Raw genomic sequence first — 17,313 nt, 5'->3', positions numbered from 1 at the left:
GTCAGCGAGTGCCGACCGCGGCACGCACAGCCCTGCGGGCCATCGCGCAGTCGTCGTGCAGCCGGCGCAGCAGCAGCCGCTGCTCCTCGCTCGACGACAGCGCACCCGGGCGGTCCTGGCCGGCACCCGACACCGAATCGCGCATGGCCCGCTGCACGGCCGTCTCGTACGTCCGGATCTCGCGGGTCAGCACCAGCATCAGGTTCACCAGGAACGCGTCCCTCGCCGCGGGCCCGGAGGCCTGCGCCAGCTGGCTGATCTGACGCCGCGCCGCCGGTGCGTCACCGAGCACCGTCCAGAGCGTCGCCAGGTCGTAGCCGGGCAGATACCACCCCGCGTGCTCCCAGTCCACCAGCACCGGACCCGTGGGCGACAGCAGGATGTTGGAGAGGAGTGCGTCGCCGTGACAGAACTGCCCCATGCCCTGCCGCCCGCCCGCGTGTGCCAGACCGTGCAGCAGCTTCTGCAGATCACCCAGATCCCGGTCGGTGAAGAGCCCCAGCTCGTGATAGCGGGCGATCCGAGAGGCATAATCGAGCGGAGCGTCGAAGAGCCCCGGTGCGGGCCGCCAGGCGTTGACCCGGCTGATCGCGCCCAGCGCGGCCCGTACATCGGCACGGGGCGGGGCCTCCGACGGATGCCGGGTCAACGCGGCCACCCGGCCGGGCATCCGTTCGATCACCAGGGTGCAGTTCTCCGGATCGGCCGCGATGAGCCGCGGCACACGCACCGGCGGACGGTGCCGGACGAACGCGCGATATGCAGCTATTTCGTGACGGAACCGCTCGGACCACGCGGGCGAGTGGTCCAGCAAACACTTGGCCACCGCGCTCGCGCGGCCGGTGGAGCCGACGAGCAGCACCGAACGGCCGCTGCGGCGGAGCACCTGGACCGGGTTGAACTCGGGGCAGATCCGGTGCACCGAGGCGATCGCCATTCTCAGCTGCGCGCCCTGCGCTCCCGACAGATCCAGCCGGCCGCTGAGCGGGGGCCCGACCGGACCACCCGCAGGCCGTCGCGGCCGGACCGCGCCGGGCGCCGACGGGGCGGCATGCGGGGCGAGGTACGGTCCGCCGCCCGCCCCCAGGGGGCGAAGCGGCCGGGGCGGGGCGGTCACGGAGGACGATGCTGTGTACATAGGGGGGACAGATCCCTTCGTGCGCCGACAAGTTGCGTACACCGCCCCGGCCGGCGGCCGTTCGGCACCCTGGGGAGTACCTAGGGCTGCCGGGCGGGGTGGCGCTTTCCTACCTGACACCGGTCGACGGGTGGCAGACCACGTAGCGCACCCTGGCGAACCCTGGCGAATAGTCGCAGGGCACCTGACAGGGGGTTACTGTCGACACAGCCGAGAACCTGGGGGCTTGACGTGACCGGAGAACCCAACACCCGCCTGTCCGACCTGTTCGGCCTCGCCGGCTGGTCCAAGGGCGAACTCGCGAGAATGGTGAACAGGCAGGCGGCGGCCATGGGCCATCCGCAACTGGCCACCGACACCTCGCGGGTGAGGCGTTGGATCGACATGGGGGAGTCCCCCCGCGATCCCGTGCCCAAGGTGCTGGCTTCCCTGTTCACCGAGCGACTCGGCCGTGTCGTGACCATCGAGGACCTCGGGTTCGGCCGACGCGGGCGTGTGGGGAAGCGGCGGGAGGACGGGACGCAGGACAATCCCGACGGACTGCCGTGGGCGCCCGAGCGGACGGCAGCGGTCCTCACCGAATTCACGGGAATGGACCTCATGCTCAACCGACGCGGCTTGGTGAGCGCGGGCGCCGCGCTCGCCGCAGGATCGACCATCACCGGACCCATGCACGACTGGCTGCACTCCGACCCCGTGCTGGCGGCCGACGCACCACGGATCGACGACCCGCTGCACGCGGACCAGGCCGGTTTCGACCGGTACGAGGCCGCGCCCATCGGATCGGACGAGATCGAGGCGCTCGAACGCTCCGTCGAGGTGTTCCGCGCCTGGGACGCCTCGCGGGGCGGCGGACTCCAGCGCAAGGCCGTGGTGGGCCAGCTCAACGAGGTGGGCGGCATGCTCGCCTACCGCCACCCCGAGCATCTGCAGCGCCGGCTCTGGGGGGTCGCGGCCAACCTTGCGGTGCTCGCCGGATGGATGTCCCACGACATCGGCCTCGAACCGACCGCCCAGAAGTACTTCGTCATCGCGGCACACTCGGCGCGCGAGGGCGGCGACCGTCCCCGGGCGGGCGAGGCGCTCTCCAGGGCGGCCCGTCAGATGGTCCACCTCGGCCGTCCCGACGACGCCCTGGACCTGATGAAGCTCGCCCGGTCCGGCTCCGGGGACATGGTCCTGCCGCGCACCCAGGCGATGCTGCACACCATCGAGGCCTGGGCGCAGGCGTCCATGGGCCGCGGCCAGGCGATGCGGCGCGCGCTCGGGAAGGCCGAGGAGCTCTTCATCTCGGACAAGAGCGATGTCCCGCCGCCGAGTTGGATGCAGATGTTCGACGAGGCGGATCTGCACGGCATGCAGGCCCTGGCGTTCCGTACGCTCGCCGAGCACGAACCGTCGGCGGCGATCGTGGCTCAGCGCCACGCCAAGCAGGCGCTGGAGCTGCGGGCCAACGGACGTCAGCGGTCCAAGATCTTCGACTACATCTCGCTCGCCTCGGCGTGCTTCATCGCCGACGACCCCGAGCAGGCCGACCGCTACGCCCGACTCGCACTGGTGACGATGGGGGAGACCTCCTCGCACCGCACCTGGGACCGGCTGCGCGAAATGTACCGGCTCACGGGCCAGTTCGCGGGCTACGCGAAGATCGAGGACCTGCGCGAGGAGATCAAGCTCGCCCTGCCGCAGAGCTCCATCATCAAGCAGCCCAGGCGGTCCTCGCAGATCTGAGAAGGGGCACCGCGACGAAGGGGCGCCGAGCACCGACCGTCCGTACACCCCACCCGCAGGCGGGTCCGCCCACCTGCGTCGTTGCGCCGTGTCCGGTGTTCCGTGCGCCTGGGATTCCGTACGGGTGCCGCCGCGCTCCTACGCCCCGATGCGGGCGATCAGCACGCAGGCGTCGTCCAGCCGCTCGGTGTCGCCGAATTCCGTGACGACGGTCCGCAGGCACTCCTGTGCCGAACGGGCCTGCGCGAAGCGCGGTGCCAGAGCGAGCAGCGCGTCCGGGCCCGCACCGCGGTCGCTGTGACGGTTCAGCCCGTCGGTGTGCAGCACCAGCACGTCGCCGGGCAGCAGGTGCACTTCGTCCTGCTCGTACGCGACCCCGGAGGCCGCGCCGAGCAGGACCCCGTCCGGTGCGGGCAGCGGCCGCCCCTCCCCGTCGCGGAACAACAGCGGAGCGGGGTGTCCGGCCTGCGCCCAGACGAGGGTGCCGGTGGCGGTGTCGAGACGGCAGCACAATGCGCTGCCGAGAGCGGGTTGGACGGAGGTCTCCAGTAACTGATTGAGGTGGCCCATCAGGACACCCGGCTCGATGCCGGCCACGGCCATGCCGCGCAGTGCGCCGAGCAGCATCGCCATGGCGGAGGTGGCCTGGATGCCGTGACCGGTCAGATCACCGACCGTGAGCAGGGTCCTGCCGTCCGGCATCTCCAGCGCGTCGTACCAGTCACCGCCGATGTGCGAGCTCGACTCCGACGGAAGGTAGTGGGCCGCGATGTCCAATGCGCCCGGCCCCTGCGAGGGAAGCCGCAGCGAGCCCCGCCACGGGGGAAGGACGGCTTCCTGGAGCTCGACGGCCAGGCGGTGCTCGGTCCGGGCCCGGTGTTCCCGGTGGCGCAGCGAGTCATGGCTGCGACGCACCGCCTGCTGGCTGCGCCGCAGCTCACTGACGTCGCGCAGGACGGCCCACATGGAGGCGGTGCAGCCGTCCGCGTCGAGGACGGGCTCGCCCATCATGTGGAGCGTGCGCATCCGGCCGTCGGCCCGCAGGATGCGGAACTCGCCGTCTATCGGCTTTCCGTCCACCAGGCAGTCCGTCACCAGGGAGGTGAGCAGGGGCTGGTCCTCGGCAAGGAGCATGGACGGGAGCTCGTCCAGCGAGAGCGGTCCGGCTTCGGGGGGCCTGCCGAAGATCTGGAACAGCTCCTCGGACCAGCTGACGCCATCGGTGAGCAGATTCCACTCCGCGCTGCCCACGCGGCCGATCAGCGATCCCGGCCGCGGCTGGTCGCCAGGCCGCGGTGCGCCTGTCTCTGCCGCGTGCTGCGCCTTCTCGCGCGCCGAGGCGCCCTCGGCGCGTTCCGGGCTGCGGGGCGGCAGGCCCTCCCTGAGCTGGCCCAGGTGTGCGCCGAGATCGTCGAGATGGTGGACGGCCAGATCGCAGAGCGCCCGCCGCCAGCGCAGCTGTGGGTCTTCCTCGTCGATCACCACGGTGTCCCGCCGCACCGCGTCCATGTCACCACGGAGCCGACGGGTCCGGCTGATCAGAGCGTCGACGGCCTCGCGTTCGGGTGGCTCTGGGGCGGGGCGGTCCGCGGACAGAGGGGACGGCATCTCGTACTCCGATACAGGCGCGGTACGACCAGGTCTGAAAGGTGGACCGAGGACGACTGTCGCACAGCCGACGAGGACCCGTAAGGGATTTGGCAACACTCGATGCGTTGTTGCTTCTGGCATGTGCCACAGGCTGCGCAGGGCGTCGATCGGTCGAACAGCTTTGCTGTCTGCGGACGTTGACGCAAGCCATCCGGCGTGTGCGGACGGTTGTGCGCCCGCACGCGCCGTTCTTGCGTCACGCGCCCGGTTCGGGCACGGCATATGCGGGACGTACGGGGGTGCGCAGCGGGAATGCGGCCGTGGCCCGCCGCGTTGCATCGGCAGAACGAAAACGAAACCCATTCCCATCGGGAGGATGGGGTCGGCACAAGAGTGTGGAGGCGTCAATGGCCCGCAGTGAAACCCGCCCCGTGGTGACGCTCCGGTCGACGGCCGGAACCGGGCAGAGCTATGTCACCCGCAAGAGCCGTCGTAACAATCCGGACCGGCTGGTGCTGCGCAAGTTCGATCCCGCGGTGGGGCAGCACGTCCTCTTCCGCGAGGAGCGCTGACCGGGGAGCCGGAAGGCTCCGTTCCGTGCCATGGATCACAGTGCGGGGTGCGCGTTTCCGGGAACGGGAAACAGTGGTTTATCGTTCACCTATATGTGGATGTCGCGCACCGCGCCCACCCGCAAGCCGCCCCGGCTGGATTCCCCCGATCCGGCCGGGGCTTTCCTCTGCCCCCGGGCTCCGTCGCGGTCAATCCCGCGCCCGCCGCCGGCACGAGGTCTCGACCAGCAGCGCGCCCGCCGCCGGCACCACGGCCACCGCAGCTGCCGCGTCCGGCCACAGACGTACGGCCAGCGCCGTCACGGCCGCGCCCACCACGACCGCGATCAGCCTGCCGGCCACCCAGTGGTCCCCCTCCTCCCACGACCGCAGTGCCGCCCTCCCGACGAGGGCCGTGAGCGTGCCGGTGAAGTAATTCGTGGGTGTCGCCCGGATCCGGCCCTGGATGCCCATGGCCACGGCGAGCAGCACCAGCAGTCCCAGCCGGTCCCCGTCGGAAGTGATCAGGCCCAGCGCCCACAGTACGGCCCCCGCCGCCAGCAGGGCCGTCTCGATCAGCAGCATCAACGGCAGTGACCACCGCAGCCGCTCGTTCATCCAGGCACCGCAGGCGACACCGATGCCGTAGGAGGCCAGCGAGGTGATCACCCGCAGCGCCACCCCGTGCTCTCCGCCGCCGGCGGCAGCGGCGCCGAGCAGCACCAGATTCCCGGTCATCACCCCGGCGAACACCTGGCCGACACAGATGAAGACAAACGCGTCGGCCGCCCCGGAAGCGGCGGACAGCAGTAGCAGGGACCATTCGCCCCGTGGATCGAGCCCGGCACCGCGGGCGGGAACGGAGGGGCGCATGGGAGTGGACACGCCTGCATTCTCGGTTCGAGCCACGCCGTCGGCAGCCACTCGCGGCCCGCACGGCGCGCCGACCGGCCCTGTCGCCACGCGCCGGGACACCCGGCCGGACCGTCGCCGTTTGCGGGGCGCCCCCGTCCGGCCCAGCGTGGGGAGGCGCCGTACACGCCGACGGCGCACACATCACCCGCCGACGAGGAGCGACATGGCTGACGCCCAGTGGAGTCCGGGTCCGAGGGCATGGACCGTCGGCGAGTGGCTGCCCGTGCTGGACATCGTCGAACCGCCGCAGCAGCGTCGGCTCACCGTGCTGGTACGGCTGCTCCTTCTGATCCCGCACTTCGTCGTGCTGTTCCTCCTGGACATCGCGGCCGCGGTGGCCGTCGTCGCGGGCTGGTTCGCCGCGCTGTTCCTGGGCCGGCTGCCCGAACCGGTCTTCCGCTTCCTCGCCGGATACCTCGGCTACCAGGTACGCGTCGGCGCGAGCAGCATGCTGCTCGTGGACCGCTATCCGCCGTTCGCCCTGGACCCGCCACCGGACTACCCGGTCCGGATCGAGGTCAGGCCCACCGGTCTCAACCGCCTGGCTGTCTTCTTCCGCCTGATCCTGATGATTCCGGCGGCCGTCGTGCAGAGTCTCGCCCTCTCCGGGTGGTGGGCGGTGGCGATCGTCTGGTGGCTGGTCACCCTGATCCTGGGACGCATGCCCCGCCCCCTCTTCGAGGCCACGGCCGCCGTGCTCCGCTACGGGATGCGCTTCAGCGCGTACGTCCTGCTGCTCACCCCGGCCTACCCCAAGGGCTTCTTCGGCGACGACGACCTCTCCGTGACGCAGCGGCAGACGCGTTCCGCCACGCGGCCCCTTCTCCTGAGCGGTGCGGGCAAAGGGCTGCTCGTCCTGTTCCTGGTGCTCGGGGTGGCCACGTCCGTCACCACATCCACCACGACCACATGGCCGGACGAGACCGCCGACGGCATGTGAAATCCCTGTCCGGTTCCCTCGCGGACGAGGCATGATCACGCCATGACATGGACAGCACCCGACGTGACGCGCACCCCCGGTTCCCTGGTTGCCGGCGAGCGCGAGATGCTCACCGGCTATCTCGCCTGGTTCCGCAGCTCCCTGCTGCACAAGTGCGCGGGCCTGACCGGGGAACAGCTCGCCGAACGGACCGTACCCCCGTCGAACCTCACCCTTCTCGGGCTGATCCGCCACATGGCGAAGGTCGAACGCGTCTGGTTCCGGGAGCGGTTCGCCGGCCAGCGGTTCGACCCGATGTACGACCCGGAGAAGGGCAAGGACGCGGACTTCGAGGACCTGGACCCGGCCCGCGCGGCCGAGGACTACGCCCGCCTCGTCGAGGAGAGCCGGCTCGCGGACGAGATCGTCGCAGGTGCCTCGCTGGACGACACCTTCGTCCATGGCGGCGAGGAGTACTCACTGCGGATGATCCATCTGCACCTGATCTCCGAGTACGCGCGCCACACCGGCCACGCCGACCTGGTGCGCGAGCGCGTCGACGGTGTGACGGGCGGATGACGCACCGCTGAGCGGGGCCCGGCGCGGCCGCGCCCGGCGGAACCGGACGGGCCGGGTGACGGAGTGGGCCGGGAGGCCATGGCGTACCTGCGCGTCGGGGGCGGGAACGGTCGGCGCCGCACCACGGATTCCGGCACAGTGCGGTCGGGAGGGTATGCCGCGCCTCGGCCCTGCGACGAGGAGACGAGCGCGCCCGAGGCGCCGTACGCCCGGCGCACGGCCGGACCGCACCGCGGCCGTGTGTGCCGACCCGACACCTTGACGCGGAAGCGTCGTTGGGCATGGTCTGGTCCAAGTGCGGACAGAAGTTCGCCGAGTTCGACGACCACGGCGCGCAGCCCGGCGCCACGGTCACCCACCAGGTCGACTTCGACAGTCTGACGGGCAGGCAGAAGGTCCTCGCGGTGTGGAACACAGCTCTCGCGGCCGGCGGGGGACCCCGGATGTCGCTGCGCCTCACCTCGGCCAACTCCCGGTCGTCCGGCATCTTTTCCTTTGGCTCACGGGTCGGCGAACCTGGTTCGCGCAACGGGAAAGCCCCGGCAGCGGAGAGGGAGCGTCTACGCTGTGAGGTCTTCCTGGTCCGGGACGCGCCGGGCCTGCGGAACACTGGGGTGGGCCGTGGCGGTATCCGGGGAAGCGGTGACGTGCTCGGTCTGTGTCCGGCGCCCCGGATCGTCGTCGAGCGGCCTCGCGTCGGTCCAGTAGATGTTGAGCATCGTGCGGAGCGTCGTCGGATGCTGGCCGGGGCCGGTGGGCACGGTCAGCCGGTCGAGATGCTGCCACAGCTCGTGGTCGACCTGCTCGGCACCGCCGCCGTTGCGGGCATGAACGGCCTGGTGGCGCTGCACGGCGACGGCAAGCTCACGGAGCGTCTCCCGGCTCTGCTGCCCGGCGTTGTGGCTCTGCGCGCGGTTCACATTCCGCTGCTCCTGGCCCAGCTCGGTGATGGCCCGCTGGACCCGCTGGTGAAAATTGGCCGTGCGGCGGCGCAGCGATTCGAAGTCGGCCCGGGTGGCGAACCATTCACGCTTGCCCGCCTCGCCCCGGGCAAAGCACTGGACGCGGAATTCCTCGCGCTCGGTCTTCCGGCGCCTCAGGACGCTCGCGGTCCGTTCGTGTACATGCGTGAGGATCCTCCGGGCCCGCGGCAGGTTGTCGGGGTGGGTGATCGCCGCCCACGTTCTGGCGTCGCGGGTGGGCGGGTGGATGTTCGAGGTGAGCATCTGCTCGAACTCTTTGTCGGCGAGCTGTGCGAGGTCCTGGGCGTCCACTACTGGCCTCCAAGCCGGTGTTGGGCGGTATGTGTCCAGCGTGGCGTATGACACAGACAAGCACGTAGAAATCCGGAAATAGAACGCGACGAGGTGAAGGTCACTGTTGATATGACGGCGCGTCAGCTACAAGGCCGCCAGGGCGGCGTGCACGCGGCGGACGCGAGGTGCTTGCCGAGCGCGGAGTCATGAACACGCAGCCCGGGTAGGGGACGGGGCCACCCCTCGCATGTCCGAAACTGTACGCCGGGCAACGGACGGGAGAGGTACTGGGCTGTCGCCCATGAAGCGCCTCCCTGCCGAACTGGTGATCTTCGACCGGGACGGAGTCCTCGTGGACAGTGAGCGGATATGCGTCGGAGTGGACGCGGTGATCCCGGCTGATCGCTCATGGAGCGAGTCCTGGCGGACGCATCCGTTGCGGCACGTGGGTGCCGGACCCGACCGGGTGACCGGGCCGGGTGTCACCCGATCGGCGTACTTCCGGCGGGTCGGTCACCGGGCCGGTAAGTCAGTGACGCCGTGGTGTGTGCTGGTCGAGGACGGCGCGTGAGCATCCGCGCCGTTGCGTGACGGGGTGGGGGTTGGTCTAGTGAAACCACTTGCCCATGGGGGCCACGAGGCGAGCCCGGTGGACCGTGGGCCCCGGGCACCCCACGTCCGTGTCCGGCGCAGGGCGACCCCGGCCGGCCATTCCACGCGCCCCACCCGCACTCACTGGACGGTGACCATGACCATGTCCTCCTTCGGCTCCTTCGGCGGCCCGGACCCGTTCTCGGAAATGCTCAACCGGTTCTTCGGGATGTCCCCGGCGTCCTCACCGCCACAGGTGCAGCGGGTCCCCATCGGGCGGCTGCTCACCGAGTCGGCCCGCGAGCTGATAGGCCGGGCGACCACACGCGCGACCGACGACGGCAGCCGGGACCTGGACACCGAGCACCTGCTGTGGGCCGCCACCCAGGTGGACCCGGCCCGAGCCCTGCTCGCACAGGCCGGGGCGGACCCCGACGATCTGGGCAAACGGATCGCGGAGATCCTGCCGGGGGAGAGCGCCACCCCGTCCGCGGAGCCGAGCCTGACGCCCGCCGCCAAACGCGTACTGCTCCAGGCCTACGAGCGTTCCCAGGCGGCCGGAGTCTCCTACATCGGACCGGAGCACATCCTCGGCGCGCTGCTGGACGCCCAGGTTTCCGGTGCGGCCAGACTGCTCGGCGCGTACGGCACGGACACCGGCAAGCTGCGCCGCGAGGCCGACAACGCGGGTAGGGCCGACGGTACCCCGGCGGTGAGCACCAGTGACACCCCGACCCTCGACCAGTACGGGCGCGATCTGACCGAGGAGGCGAAGGCCGGGAAGCTCGACCCCGTCGTCGGTCGGGCCGAGGAGATCGAGCAGACCGTCGAGGTCCTCTCCCGGCGCTCCAAGAACAACCCCGTCCTGATCGGTGAGCCCGGTGTGGGCAAGACCGCGATCGTGGAGGGAATCGCCCAGCGCGTCGTGGCCGGGGACGTCCCCCGTACCCTCAAGGGCAAACGGGTGATCGCCCTGGACCTCTCCGGCCTGGTGGCGGGCTCCCAGTACCGGGGCCAGTTCGAGGAACGGCTCAAGAACGTCATCGACGAGGTCAGCGCGGCCGCTGATTCGACGATCCTGTTCATCGACGAGCTGCACACCGTGGTCGGCGCCGGGGCATCCGGTGAGGGCGCGATGGACGCGGGCAACATGCTCAAACCCGCGCTGGCACGTGGTGAGTTGCATGTCGTCGGAGCCACGACCATCGACGAATACCGCAAACACATCGAGAAGGACGCCGCACTGGAACGCCGATTCCAGCCCGTCATGGTGCCCGAGCCGACGGTCGAGGAGACCATTCAGATCCTGGAGGGTCTGCGCGACTCCTACGAGGCCCACCACCAGGTCCGCTTCGCCGATGATGCCCTGGTGGCGGCGGCCGAGCTTTCCGAGCGCTACATCAGCGACCGCTTCCTGCCGGACAAGGCCATCGACCTCATGGACCAGGCGGGCGCCAGGGTCCGGCTGCGCTCGCTCGGCAGGTCCACCGAAGTCGTCTCCCGCGAGGACACACTCGCCAAGCTGAAGCGGGAGCAGGACGAGGCGGTCGCGTCCGAGGACTTCGAGAAGGCCGCCGGGCTGAAGGCGCAGATCGCGGAGACCGAGGCCGAGCTCGCGGGAATCGAAGAACGCCGTGAGGGCGTCATGGACGTCACCACCGCCGACATCGCCGATGTCGTCTCCCGCCGCACCGGCATCCCGGTCACGCAGCTCACCGCCAGCGAGAAGGAGAAGCTCCTCAAACTGGAGGACGCCCTGCACTCCCGGGTGGTCGGCCAGGACGAGGCGGTCACCGCGATCGCGCAGGCGGTGCGCCGCAACCGGGCGGGAATGGGCGACCCCGATCGACCTGTCGGCTCGTTTCTCTTCCTCGGACCCACCGGTGTGGGGAAGACCGAACTCGCCAAGGCGCTGGCCGAGTTGCTGTTCGGCGACGAGAACCGCATGGCCCGCTTCGACATGAGCGAGTTCCAGGAGAAGCACACCGCCTCGCGGCTCGTCGGCGCACCTCCCGGATACATCGGCCACGAGGAGGCAGGCCAGCTGACGGAGAAGGTACGCCGACAGCCGTACAGCGTGCTCCTGTTCGACGAGGTGGAGAAGGCCCACCCCGATGTCTTCAACACGCTGCTGCAGGTCCTCGACGACGGACGCCTGACCGACGCGCAGGGACGGACGGTGGACTTCCGCCACACCGTCGTCATCATGACGTCCAACATCGGCGCCCAGCGCATCCTCGCCCACAAGGGCGACGTCTCCGAGATCCGCGACGACCTCATGGGCGACCTGCGGCGCCGCTTCCCGCCGGAGTTCCTCAACCGCGTCGACGAGACGATCATCTTTCACGGCCTGGGCAAGGACGACCTCGGCCGCATCGTCGACCTCATGCTGGACGGCAGTAAACGCCGGGTGCGGGCCCAGGACATGGAGCTGGAGGTCACCGAGGCGGCGAAGAAGCTCCTTGTCGCACACGGCCACCAGCCTGAGTTCGGCGCCCGCCCGCTGCGCCGCACGATCCAGACCGAACTCGACAACCGGATTGCCTTGCTGCTGCTGAGCGACGAAGCGGAGCCGGGCGACACCATCGTCGCCGACGTCAAGGACAACGCTCTGGTCTGCTCGATCGGCCGCCCGGAGACCTCTGCCGAGGCCGAGACGGCCGCTGACGAACAGCCATAGTCCCCGCCGCCCCGGCCCGCAGGGCTTGCCGTGCAGTTCCTCGGACCGCGCGGCAAGCCCTGTGCGTCGAGTGTCCTCGGGCCTTGTCCTCAGGCCTTGTCCTCACCCGCGCCCCGCGCCGACGCGATCGCCACGGGGCTCGCCCCCACCCGGTCATGTGGCCCGGACGGCTGGAGCGGACGGTGAGGGGCGGTCTCCTCGTCGTGGCGGGAGCCACTGCGGAGACCTTCAGGTTGGCCGGTTTTGCGTGGCACGGTGCGGATGCTGTGGGTGAATGAACGGTTACTCTTTGTCGGTTACCGTGAGTGATCTTCAGTACCCGAGGGGACATCTGAATGAACCGCATGCGCAACGTACTCGCCGTGCTCGGCATCACCGCCGGGCTCATCGCGGCTCCCGCCGCGAGTGCCTCGGCGAAGCCGGAGGACCGGTCTCCCGCCTCCCCGGCCCGCCACGAGCCCTGCACCGGTGAGTTCCGCGGCGATGCCCGGCTCGGCCCCAAGTGGCTTCCGAACAACCGGCTGGCCCCCGTGGGGCCGCTCCTCAACGGATACAAGCGCACCGGCTCGCTGTCCCCGCAGGCCTTCCTCAAGAAGTACTGGGAAGGTCCTGCCGACTCCGGCAGCTGGAAGTACCCGCCCAACGACGGATTCGGCCAGGTCAACGGGCAGATCGACAAGGAGCCGACCAAGCTGCGTCCGGGCCAGCGCCTGGACCGCTTCGGCTCCGAGTACGGCGGCTACCTGGCACCTGCCGGGGACGCCTACGCGGAGCGCGCGCTGCCGCCGCAGAACCTCAACACCCGTGACGCCGCTGTCGCTTGCGACTACCGCGTCTACAAGGTGGCCAAGCCCTTCTGGGTGTGGCAGGGCAGCATCGCCCCCTGGTTCGAGCAGCCGGGAGGCGGTCAGCAGATCAAGCTGGACGCGGTCTTCCTCGATCCGGGAGAGGGACAACGGCTGAACGTCAAGTGGCTGCTGGACCACGACTACCTCACGCCCGTCGGCGCATAGGACCGGTGTGGACCGTCGGGAGCTGCGCGCGGCGCTGAGCCGGGCAGGCGTGGCCGACGGCTACTACCGCATCGAGGGCGTCCATGAACCGGTCCCCACCCCCACGGACTTCCTGTTTCTGAGACAGGCGTCCGACGGGGTGTGGGAGACAGGTGCGTACGAACGCGGTGCGTACGAGATCATCGCCCGGCACCGGAGCGAACAGGACGCCTGCGGGCATCTCCTCCGCCTGCTCCTTTGAGGATCGGTCGGAGGGGAAGGAGCGGGTGTTCCAAGGGTGAACATTGCAACCCGTACGGGTGATTGCCCCGTCCCGCAGGCGACGCTGCACCGGAGCCCGGCTCACTCTGCTGCTTGTGATCGAGAACTTGCTGCGTGCCGCCACGGCGGTCGCTCTCACCGCCCTGCCCCTCACCCCGGCGAGCCCGGCGTTCGCCGGGGAACGCCCCGTCGCACCACGGGCGAGCCCCTGCGACGCCGTCGTGGCACCCGCCGGAAGTGTCTGTGTACCGTCCCCGAAGCAGTGCATCACGACACCGTGTCCCCAGTACGACCTCGTCGCCATCCCGTTCTACCCGCTGCCCTCCGGCGGAGGAATCGTGACCCCCCGAGGAGCAGCGGGCACTCCCTGACGCCTGCCCGGGGCACGGCGCGCTCCGCTCCGTGCGTCGTGCCCCGGAACCCTCGCTCACGTGCACCGTCGCCGGCGGCCCACGCTCGGTGCCGCCGGTCGTGCGCAGCGGTTGGAGTGCGGAGCACGGCCCAGGACCGGAGCGCCGAGCCTGAGCGATCCATGTGTGACCAGGAGCAGGACCCGTCGTTCGTCTGCGACCGGGCGTTGTCAGTGCCCGCAGGTAAGTTCGATCGTGTCCTGCCGTTGTGGCGCAGAAGTCGCCCTGGTGCACATAGGAGTGGTGCGTTGTCAGACTGGGAGAGGTCGAGCACGGCACGGGTGACAGCACCCGCACGACCGCGCAAGCTGGCCAAAGTCCCGTTCGTCGAGCTGGCCGACGGGCGTCTGCAAGGTGTGGTGTCCAGCGGTTCGGACATCGGGCGGGTCTATGTGTCGTCGGTGGCCGCCGGTACGTACGCGTTCGCCTGCAGCACCAACAACAACCGGCCCTGCGGTGGCGCGCGGGGATCGTTCTGCAATCACATACGGGCCCTGATCAACGAGGCGGTGCTGCAGTACGGCGCCGGGCGCGTTTCCCGCTACCTGAGGGTCGAGACCGCCGACGGCGAGCCGAGCGCGCCAAGTATCACCGCCGGCATGAGTGACACACGTCCGCCGCAGGGCGACACGAAGGCCGCAGCGCCCGTCTTCAGCCGGTTCCTGCGCCACCTCGCCTACCTGGAACTCACCCCGACCACCTCACCGTTGCCGGAGATGCAGTGGTTCCCGACGACCAGGGCGGTGGCCTGATGCGCGCCGACCTGCTCTCGGAGACCATCCCCGGACTCGACGAGGCCCTGACGGCTGTCGACGCCTTCGACCGAGCGCTCGTCGCCGGCCTGCTCCGCCCACAGCCCGCCCAGACCGCCGGCCTGACCGGACTCGCTCACGCGGTCGCCGGGAGCCCGCTCGCCGCCAGGGTCGCCGAGGCGGCCGAGAAGGCGGCGGGCGGAGCCGCGAGCGAGGACCACTTCGTCGCCCTCGCCGCCGCCCGCACCGCACTCCTCGGCTCCGCCCACGACGCACTGATGGCCCGTATCGAGGAGGCGACCGGCCGGCCTCGCGGCGAGGAGACCGTCCCGCCGCCCGCCGGACAGCAGGCGGCCAACCTGCTCGCCGCCGCCCGCTCCTGGCTGTCCGACCTGGCGCGCTCCGGATGGCAGGGAATCGACCACGATGTGGTCTCCGGGGCTGCGCCGGTCGTCTCCGCGATGCTCCCCGACCCCGCGCTGCGCCGCCTGGCGACGCTCCTCGACGGCTTCGCCGCCGAACTGGCCGCGTCCTGTCCTGGTGCGTCGTCGGAGCGCTTCCCGGAACGCCGCTGGGCCGACCTGTGGTCCCGCGCATTGCTGCTGACGCTGCCCGGAGCGGCCGGCGTACCCGTGACCGGCACGGCCACCGGGCGGCTGCTGCCGCTCGGTGTCGATGTCCATGAACACGCGACGGCGGTACAGGCGCAGGTCCACGCGGTGTTCGAGCCCGCGGACGGCGCCCCGCCCCGCCTGGTGCGGGCCGGGGTGGCGGTGCCGAAGCCGGACACGGTCGTCGGAGCGGGGCTGTGGCAGTTGCTGCGCCCGCACATGTCGCTCCTGACAGCCGTCGGCGAAGGCCGCTCGATGGACCTCACCGACATGCCGGTCACCGCCGAGGGCGACCTGATCTGGAGCGACGAGCACGCGCGCCAGGGTGAGCCCGCCGACGCCTTCGCCACCGCCCGTGTCGCCCTGCCCGCCGCCAGCACCGCGGCGACCGCACCCCTGGACCGGCATCCGGCACGCATCGCCGTCCCCGTGTTCCTGGAGGGCTATACCACGCACGATAAAGACGGCGCACTGACGTTCACCCTCGCCGACGGCCCTGTCGTCGTCGATGCCGACCGCATCCCGACCGCCGGGCCGCTCACCCCCGAGGCCGTCGTGGCGTCCGGCGCGTGCATCGGACTGCTCCGCTGGGACGCCGGGACGTATCGCCTCCAGCCTCTGGCCGTCGAGACGACCGTACGGAAGAAGGCCGTCGCGATCCATGCCGGCGGATGGGCCGGGGGCACTACCGACAAGGCCGGCGTCAAGGCCGAGAAGGCTGCCACCGACGCCGTGGCCGTGCTCCGGGAGCGAGCGGGAAGGCTGCTGCGGAAATGACGGAGCACACGACGGAACGAACCGCCGAGAAGACCACCCCGCAGCCCTCGGCGATCCAGCGGACCCCGGAGGCCTCGAGGAGCCCGGAGGCGGACCCCGAGGAGAACCGCCGTCAGGTGCTGTACTGGCGGCTCCTCGCCCGCCTCTTCGACCAGGAGGAACAGGGCACCCTGGAATCCGCGAGCCTCGCCGTGGTCGAGGACATCGGCCTGCCGTCCGCACTGTTGGACCCACAGGCCTCCGTCGACTCGGTTGTCCAGCGTCACCCGGAGCTGGCGGCCGAGTTCGACGGCCTGATGACACCCGCCCCCCACGCCGACGGCGACGACACACGCGACCGGGCCGTCGAAGTACGACGGGCGGCGCTGGTGTCGAAGGTGCTGCTCAACGTCTTCGCCTCCGGCTCGGGCACGGTCACCGCCGGACAACTGGCGCGTTGGCAGTCCGACGCGGGCTGGCTGGAACGCGCACTCGGCTGCAAGCCAGGGGAGCTGCGCGGCGGCCGGGCCGGGGGACGGGCAGCGGGGCCGGGTGTCAGTCCGACCGGCACCGGAGGTGGCGGCACGAACCCCGACCTCAGCCGGCTGATCCCGGCAATCGGCCCGGAGCTCGGGACCATCGAGGCCGACCTCGTCAAGCGGATGCACCTGCGCGAAGTGCTGGCCGATCCCGGGCTCGCCGCGCAGCTGACTCCGAGCATGTCACTGATCGAGCAGCTGCTGCGCGACAAGAACAACCTCTCGGGCGTGGCCCTCGCCAACGCCAAGGACCTGATCCGTCGCTTCGTCGACGAGGTCGCCGAAGTACTGCGTACGCAGGTGGAGAAGGCCACGGTGGGTGCCCTGGACCGCTCCGTCCCGCCCAAGCGGGTGTTCCGGAACCTCGACCTCGACCGCACGATCTGGAAGAACCTCACCAACTGGAGCCCGGAGGAGGAGCGGCTGTATGTAGACCGCCTCTACTACCGGCACACGGTCCGCAAGACGACACCACAGCGGCTGATCGTCGTCGTGGACCAGTCGGGCTCGATGGTCGACTCGATGGTGAACTGCACCATCCTGGCGTCGATCTTCGCCGGGCTGCCGAAGGTGGACGTCCACCTCATCGCGTACGACACGCAGGCTCTCGACCTCACACCGTGGGTGCACGACCCCTTCGAGACCCTGCTGCGCACCAACCTCGGAGGCGGCACCGACGGCACGGTGGCCATGGCGCTGGCCCAGCCGAAGATAGCCGAGCCCCGCAACACCGTCGTGGTGTGGATCTCCGACTTCTACGAATGGCAGACCGAGCCGCTGTTCGAGAGCATGGTCGCCATTCACCGTTCGGGAGCCAAGTTCATCCCGGTGGGCTCCGTCACCAGCTCCGGCCGCGGCAGTGTCAATCCGTGGTTCCGTGAACGCTTCAAGGACCTGGGCACGCCAGTGCTCTCCGGCCACATCCGCAAGCTCGTCCACGAGCTCAAGACCTTCCTCGCCTAGACCTTCCTCGTCCCTGCCTTCTTCGCTCAGACGTTCAACGCTCAGAAACTCAGAAAGG

Annotated in this window: 14 protein-coding genes and 3 pseudogenes; 13 read left to right on the top strand and 4 right to left on the bottom strand. The window is 70.3% G+C overall.

The genetic code is table 11. The features are described from left to right. Position 1 precedes the first annotated feature (1 nt). Positions 2–1,138, bottom strand: coding sequence for an aminoglycoside phosphotransferase family protein (locus IE107_RS20945; RefSeq protein WP_189545354.1), 1,137 nt, complete (start codon positions 1,136–1,138; stop codon positions 2–4). A 231-nt stretch (positions 1,139–1,369) separates the two neighbouring features. On the opposite strand from IE107_RS20945, the gene IE107_RS20940 reads away from it, so the two are divergent. After that, positions 1,370–2,869 (top strand): DNA-binding protein NsdB, encoded by a 1,500-nt coding sequence (locus IE107_RS20940; protein ID WP_189545353.1) that lies wholly within the window; start codon positions 1,370–1,372, stop codon positions 2,867–2,869. Between the two features lie 138 nt (positions 2,870–3,007). Here the strand turns inward: IE107_RS20940 and IE107_RS20935 are convergent, their stop codons facing one another. Next, a complete protein-coding gene (locus tag IE107_RS20935) occupies positions 3,008–4,477 on the bottom strand; it encodes a PP2C family protein-serine/threonine phosphatase (protein WP_189545352.1) in 1,470 nt (489 codons plus the stop codon). Positions 4,478–4,866: 389 nt separating this feature from the next. Between IE107_RS20935 and rpmG the strand changes: the two genes are divergently transcribed. Further along, positions 4,867–5,031 (top strand): 50S ribosomal protein L33, encoded by a 165-nt coding sequence (gene rpmG / locus IE107_RS20930; protein ID WP_189545351.1) that lies wholly within the window; start codon positions 4,867–4,869, stop codon positions 5,029–5,031. An 85-nt stretch (positions 5,032–5,116) separates the two neighbouring features. Here the strand turns inward: rpmG and IE107_RS20925 are convergent. After that, positions 5,117–5,883, bottom strand: a pseudogene (locus tag IE107_RS20925) (YoaK family protein). Between the two features lie 205 nt (positions 5,884–6,088). Here IE107_RS20925 and IE107_RS20920 point away from each other — a divergent pair. The 3 genes and pseudogenes from IE107_RS20920 to IE107_RS35145 form a co-directional block, all read left to right on the top strand. Continuing rightward, a complete protein-coding gene (locus tag IE107_RS20920; protein WP_189545350.1) occupies positions 6,089–6,865 on the top strand; it encodes a DUF4389 domain-containing protein in 777 nt (258 codons plus the stop codon). A gap of 42 nt (positions 6,866–6,907) precedes the next feature. Continuing rightward, positions 6,908–7,423 (top strand): DinB family protein, encoded by a 516-nt coding sequence (locus IE107_RS20915; protein ID WP_189545349.1) that lies wholly within the window; start codon positions 6,908–6,910, stop codon positions 7,421–7,423. Positions 7,424–7,722: 299 nt separating this feature from the next. Then, positions 7,723–7,842: pseudogene (locus tag IE107_RS35145) on the top strand (chitin-binding protein); the annotation flags it as partial. 141 nt (positions 7,843–7,983) lie between these two features. Here IE107_RS35145 and IE107_RS20910 read toward each other — a convergent pair. Continuing rightward, positions 7,984–8,697, bottom strand: a complete 714-nt coding sequence (locus IE107_RS20910) for a hypothetical protein (protein ID WP_189545348.1) — start codon at positions 8,695–8,697, stop codon at positions 7,984–7,986. A 307-nt stretch (positions 8,698–9,004) separates the two neighbouring features. On the opposite strand from IE107_RS20910, the pseudogene IE107_RS36170 reads away from it, so the two are divergent. From IE107_RS36170 to IE107_RS20870, 8 genes and pseudogenes are all read left to right on the top strand, one after another. Then, positions 9,005–9,082 (top strand): annotated as a pseudogene (locus IE107_RS36170) (HAD family hydrolase); the annotation flags it as partial. Positions 9,083–9,427: 345 nt separating this feature from the next. Next, the gene (locus IE107_RS20900; protein WP_189545347.1) at positions 9,428–11,950 is read left to right on the top strand and encodes an ATP-dependent Clp protease ATP-binding subunit; all 2,523 of its coding nucleotides are present in this window, start codon (positions 9,428–9,430) and stop codon (positions 11,948–11,950) included. Between the two features lie 335 nt (positions 11,951–12,285). Continuing rightward, complete coding sequence (locus tag IE107_RS20895; RefSeq protein WP_189545346.1) at positions 12,286–12,963, top strand: TNT domain-containing protein; 678 nt, start codon at positions 12,286–12,288, stop codon at positions 12,961–12,963. A 7-nt stretch (positions 12,964–12,970) separates the two neighbouring features. Next, the gene (locus IE107_RS20890) at positions 12,971–13,204 is read left to right on the top strand and encodes a hypothetical protein (protein WP_189545345.1); all 234 of its coding nucleotides are present in this window, start codon (positions 12,971–12,973) and stop codon (positions 13,202–13,204) included. A gap of 115 nt (positions 13,205–13,319) precedes the next feature. Then, positions 13,320–13,595 carry a hypothetical protein gene (locus IE107_RS20885; RefSeq protein ID WP_189545344.1) on the top strand — a complete coding sequence of 92 codons (276 nt, stop codon included), beginning with the start codon at positions 13,320–13,322 and terminating at the stop codon, positions 13,593–13,595. A 287-nt stretch (positions 13,596–13,882) separates the two neighbouring features. Continuing rightward, positions 13,883–14,386 carry a hypothetical protein gene (locus IE107_RS20880; protein WP_189545343.1) on the top strand — a complete coding sequence of 168 codons (504 nt, stop codon included), beginning with the start codon at positions 13,883–13,885 and terminating at the stop codon, positions 14,384–14,386. Next, entirely contained in the window at positions 14,356–15,774 is a 1,419-nt protein-coding gene (locus tag IE107_RS20875; RefSeq protein WP_189545342.1) for a hypothetical protein, read from the top strand. The genes IE107_RS20880 and IE107_RS20875 overlap by 31 nt, the downstream gene beginning before the upstream one ends. Next, entirely contained in the window at positions 15,771–17,255 is a 1,485-nt protein-coding gene (locus tag IE107_RS20870) for a vWA domain-containing protein (protein WP_189545341.1), read from the top strand. The genes IE107_RS20875 and IE107_RS20870 overlap by 4 nt, the downstream gene beginning before the upstream one ends. Positions 17,256–17,313: the final 58 nt, after the last annotated feature.

The organism is Streptomyces gelaticus (assembly GCF_014649535.1).
In the GTDB taxonomy this organism is placed as follows: Bacteria; Actinomycetota; Actinomycetes; order Streptomycetales; family Streptomycetaceae; genus Streptomyces; species Streptomyces gelaticus.
This window is presented reverse-complemented; position numbering and strand designations above follow the sequence as displayed.

Excerpts from the sequence above, each read along its gene's own strand:
- IE107_RS20945 (WP_189545354.1), bottom strand. The coding sequence starts at position 1,138 with ATGTACACAGCATCGTCCTCCGTGACCGCCCCGCCCCGGCCGCTTCGC.
- IE107_RS20935 (WP_189545352.1), bottom strand. The coding sequence starts at position 4,477 with ATGCCGTCCCCTCTGTCCGCGGACCGCCCCGCCCCAGAGCCACCCGAA.
- rpmG (WP_189545351.1), top strand. The coding sequence starts at position 4,867 with ATGGCCCGCAGTGAAACCCGCCCCGTGGTGACGCTCCGGTCGACGGCC.
- IE107_RS20920 (WP_189545350.1), top strand. The coding sequence starts at position 6,089 with ATGGCTGACGCCCAGTGGAGTCCGGGTCCGAGGGCATGGACCGTCGGC.
- IE107_RS20915 (WP_189545349.1), top strand. The coding sequence starts at position 6,908 with ATGACATGGACAGCACCCGACGTGACGCGCACCCCCGGTTCCCTGGTT.
- IE107_RS20900 (WP_189545347.1), top strand. The coding sequence starts at position 9,428 with ATGACCATGTCCTCCTTCGGCTCCTTCGGCGGCCCGGACCCGTTCTCG.
- IE107_RS20895 (WP_189545346.1), top strand. The coding sequence starts at position 12,286 with ATGAACCGCATGCGCAACGTACTCGCCGTGCTCGGCATCACCGCCGGG.
- IE107_RS20870 (WP_189545341.1), top strand. The coding sequence starts at position 15,771 with ATGACGGAGCACACGACGGAACGAACCGCCGAGAAGACCACCCCGCAG.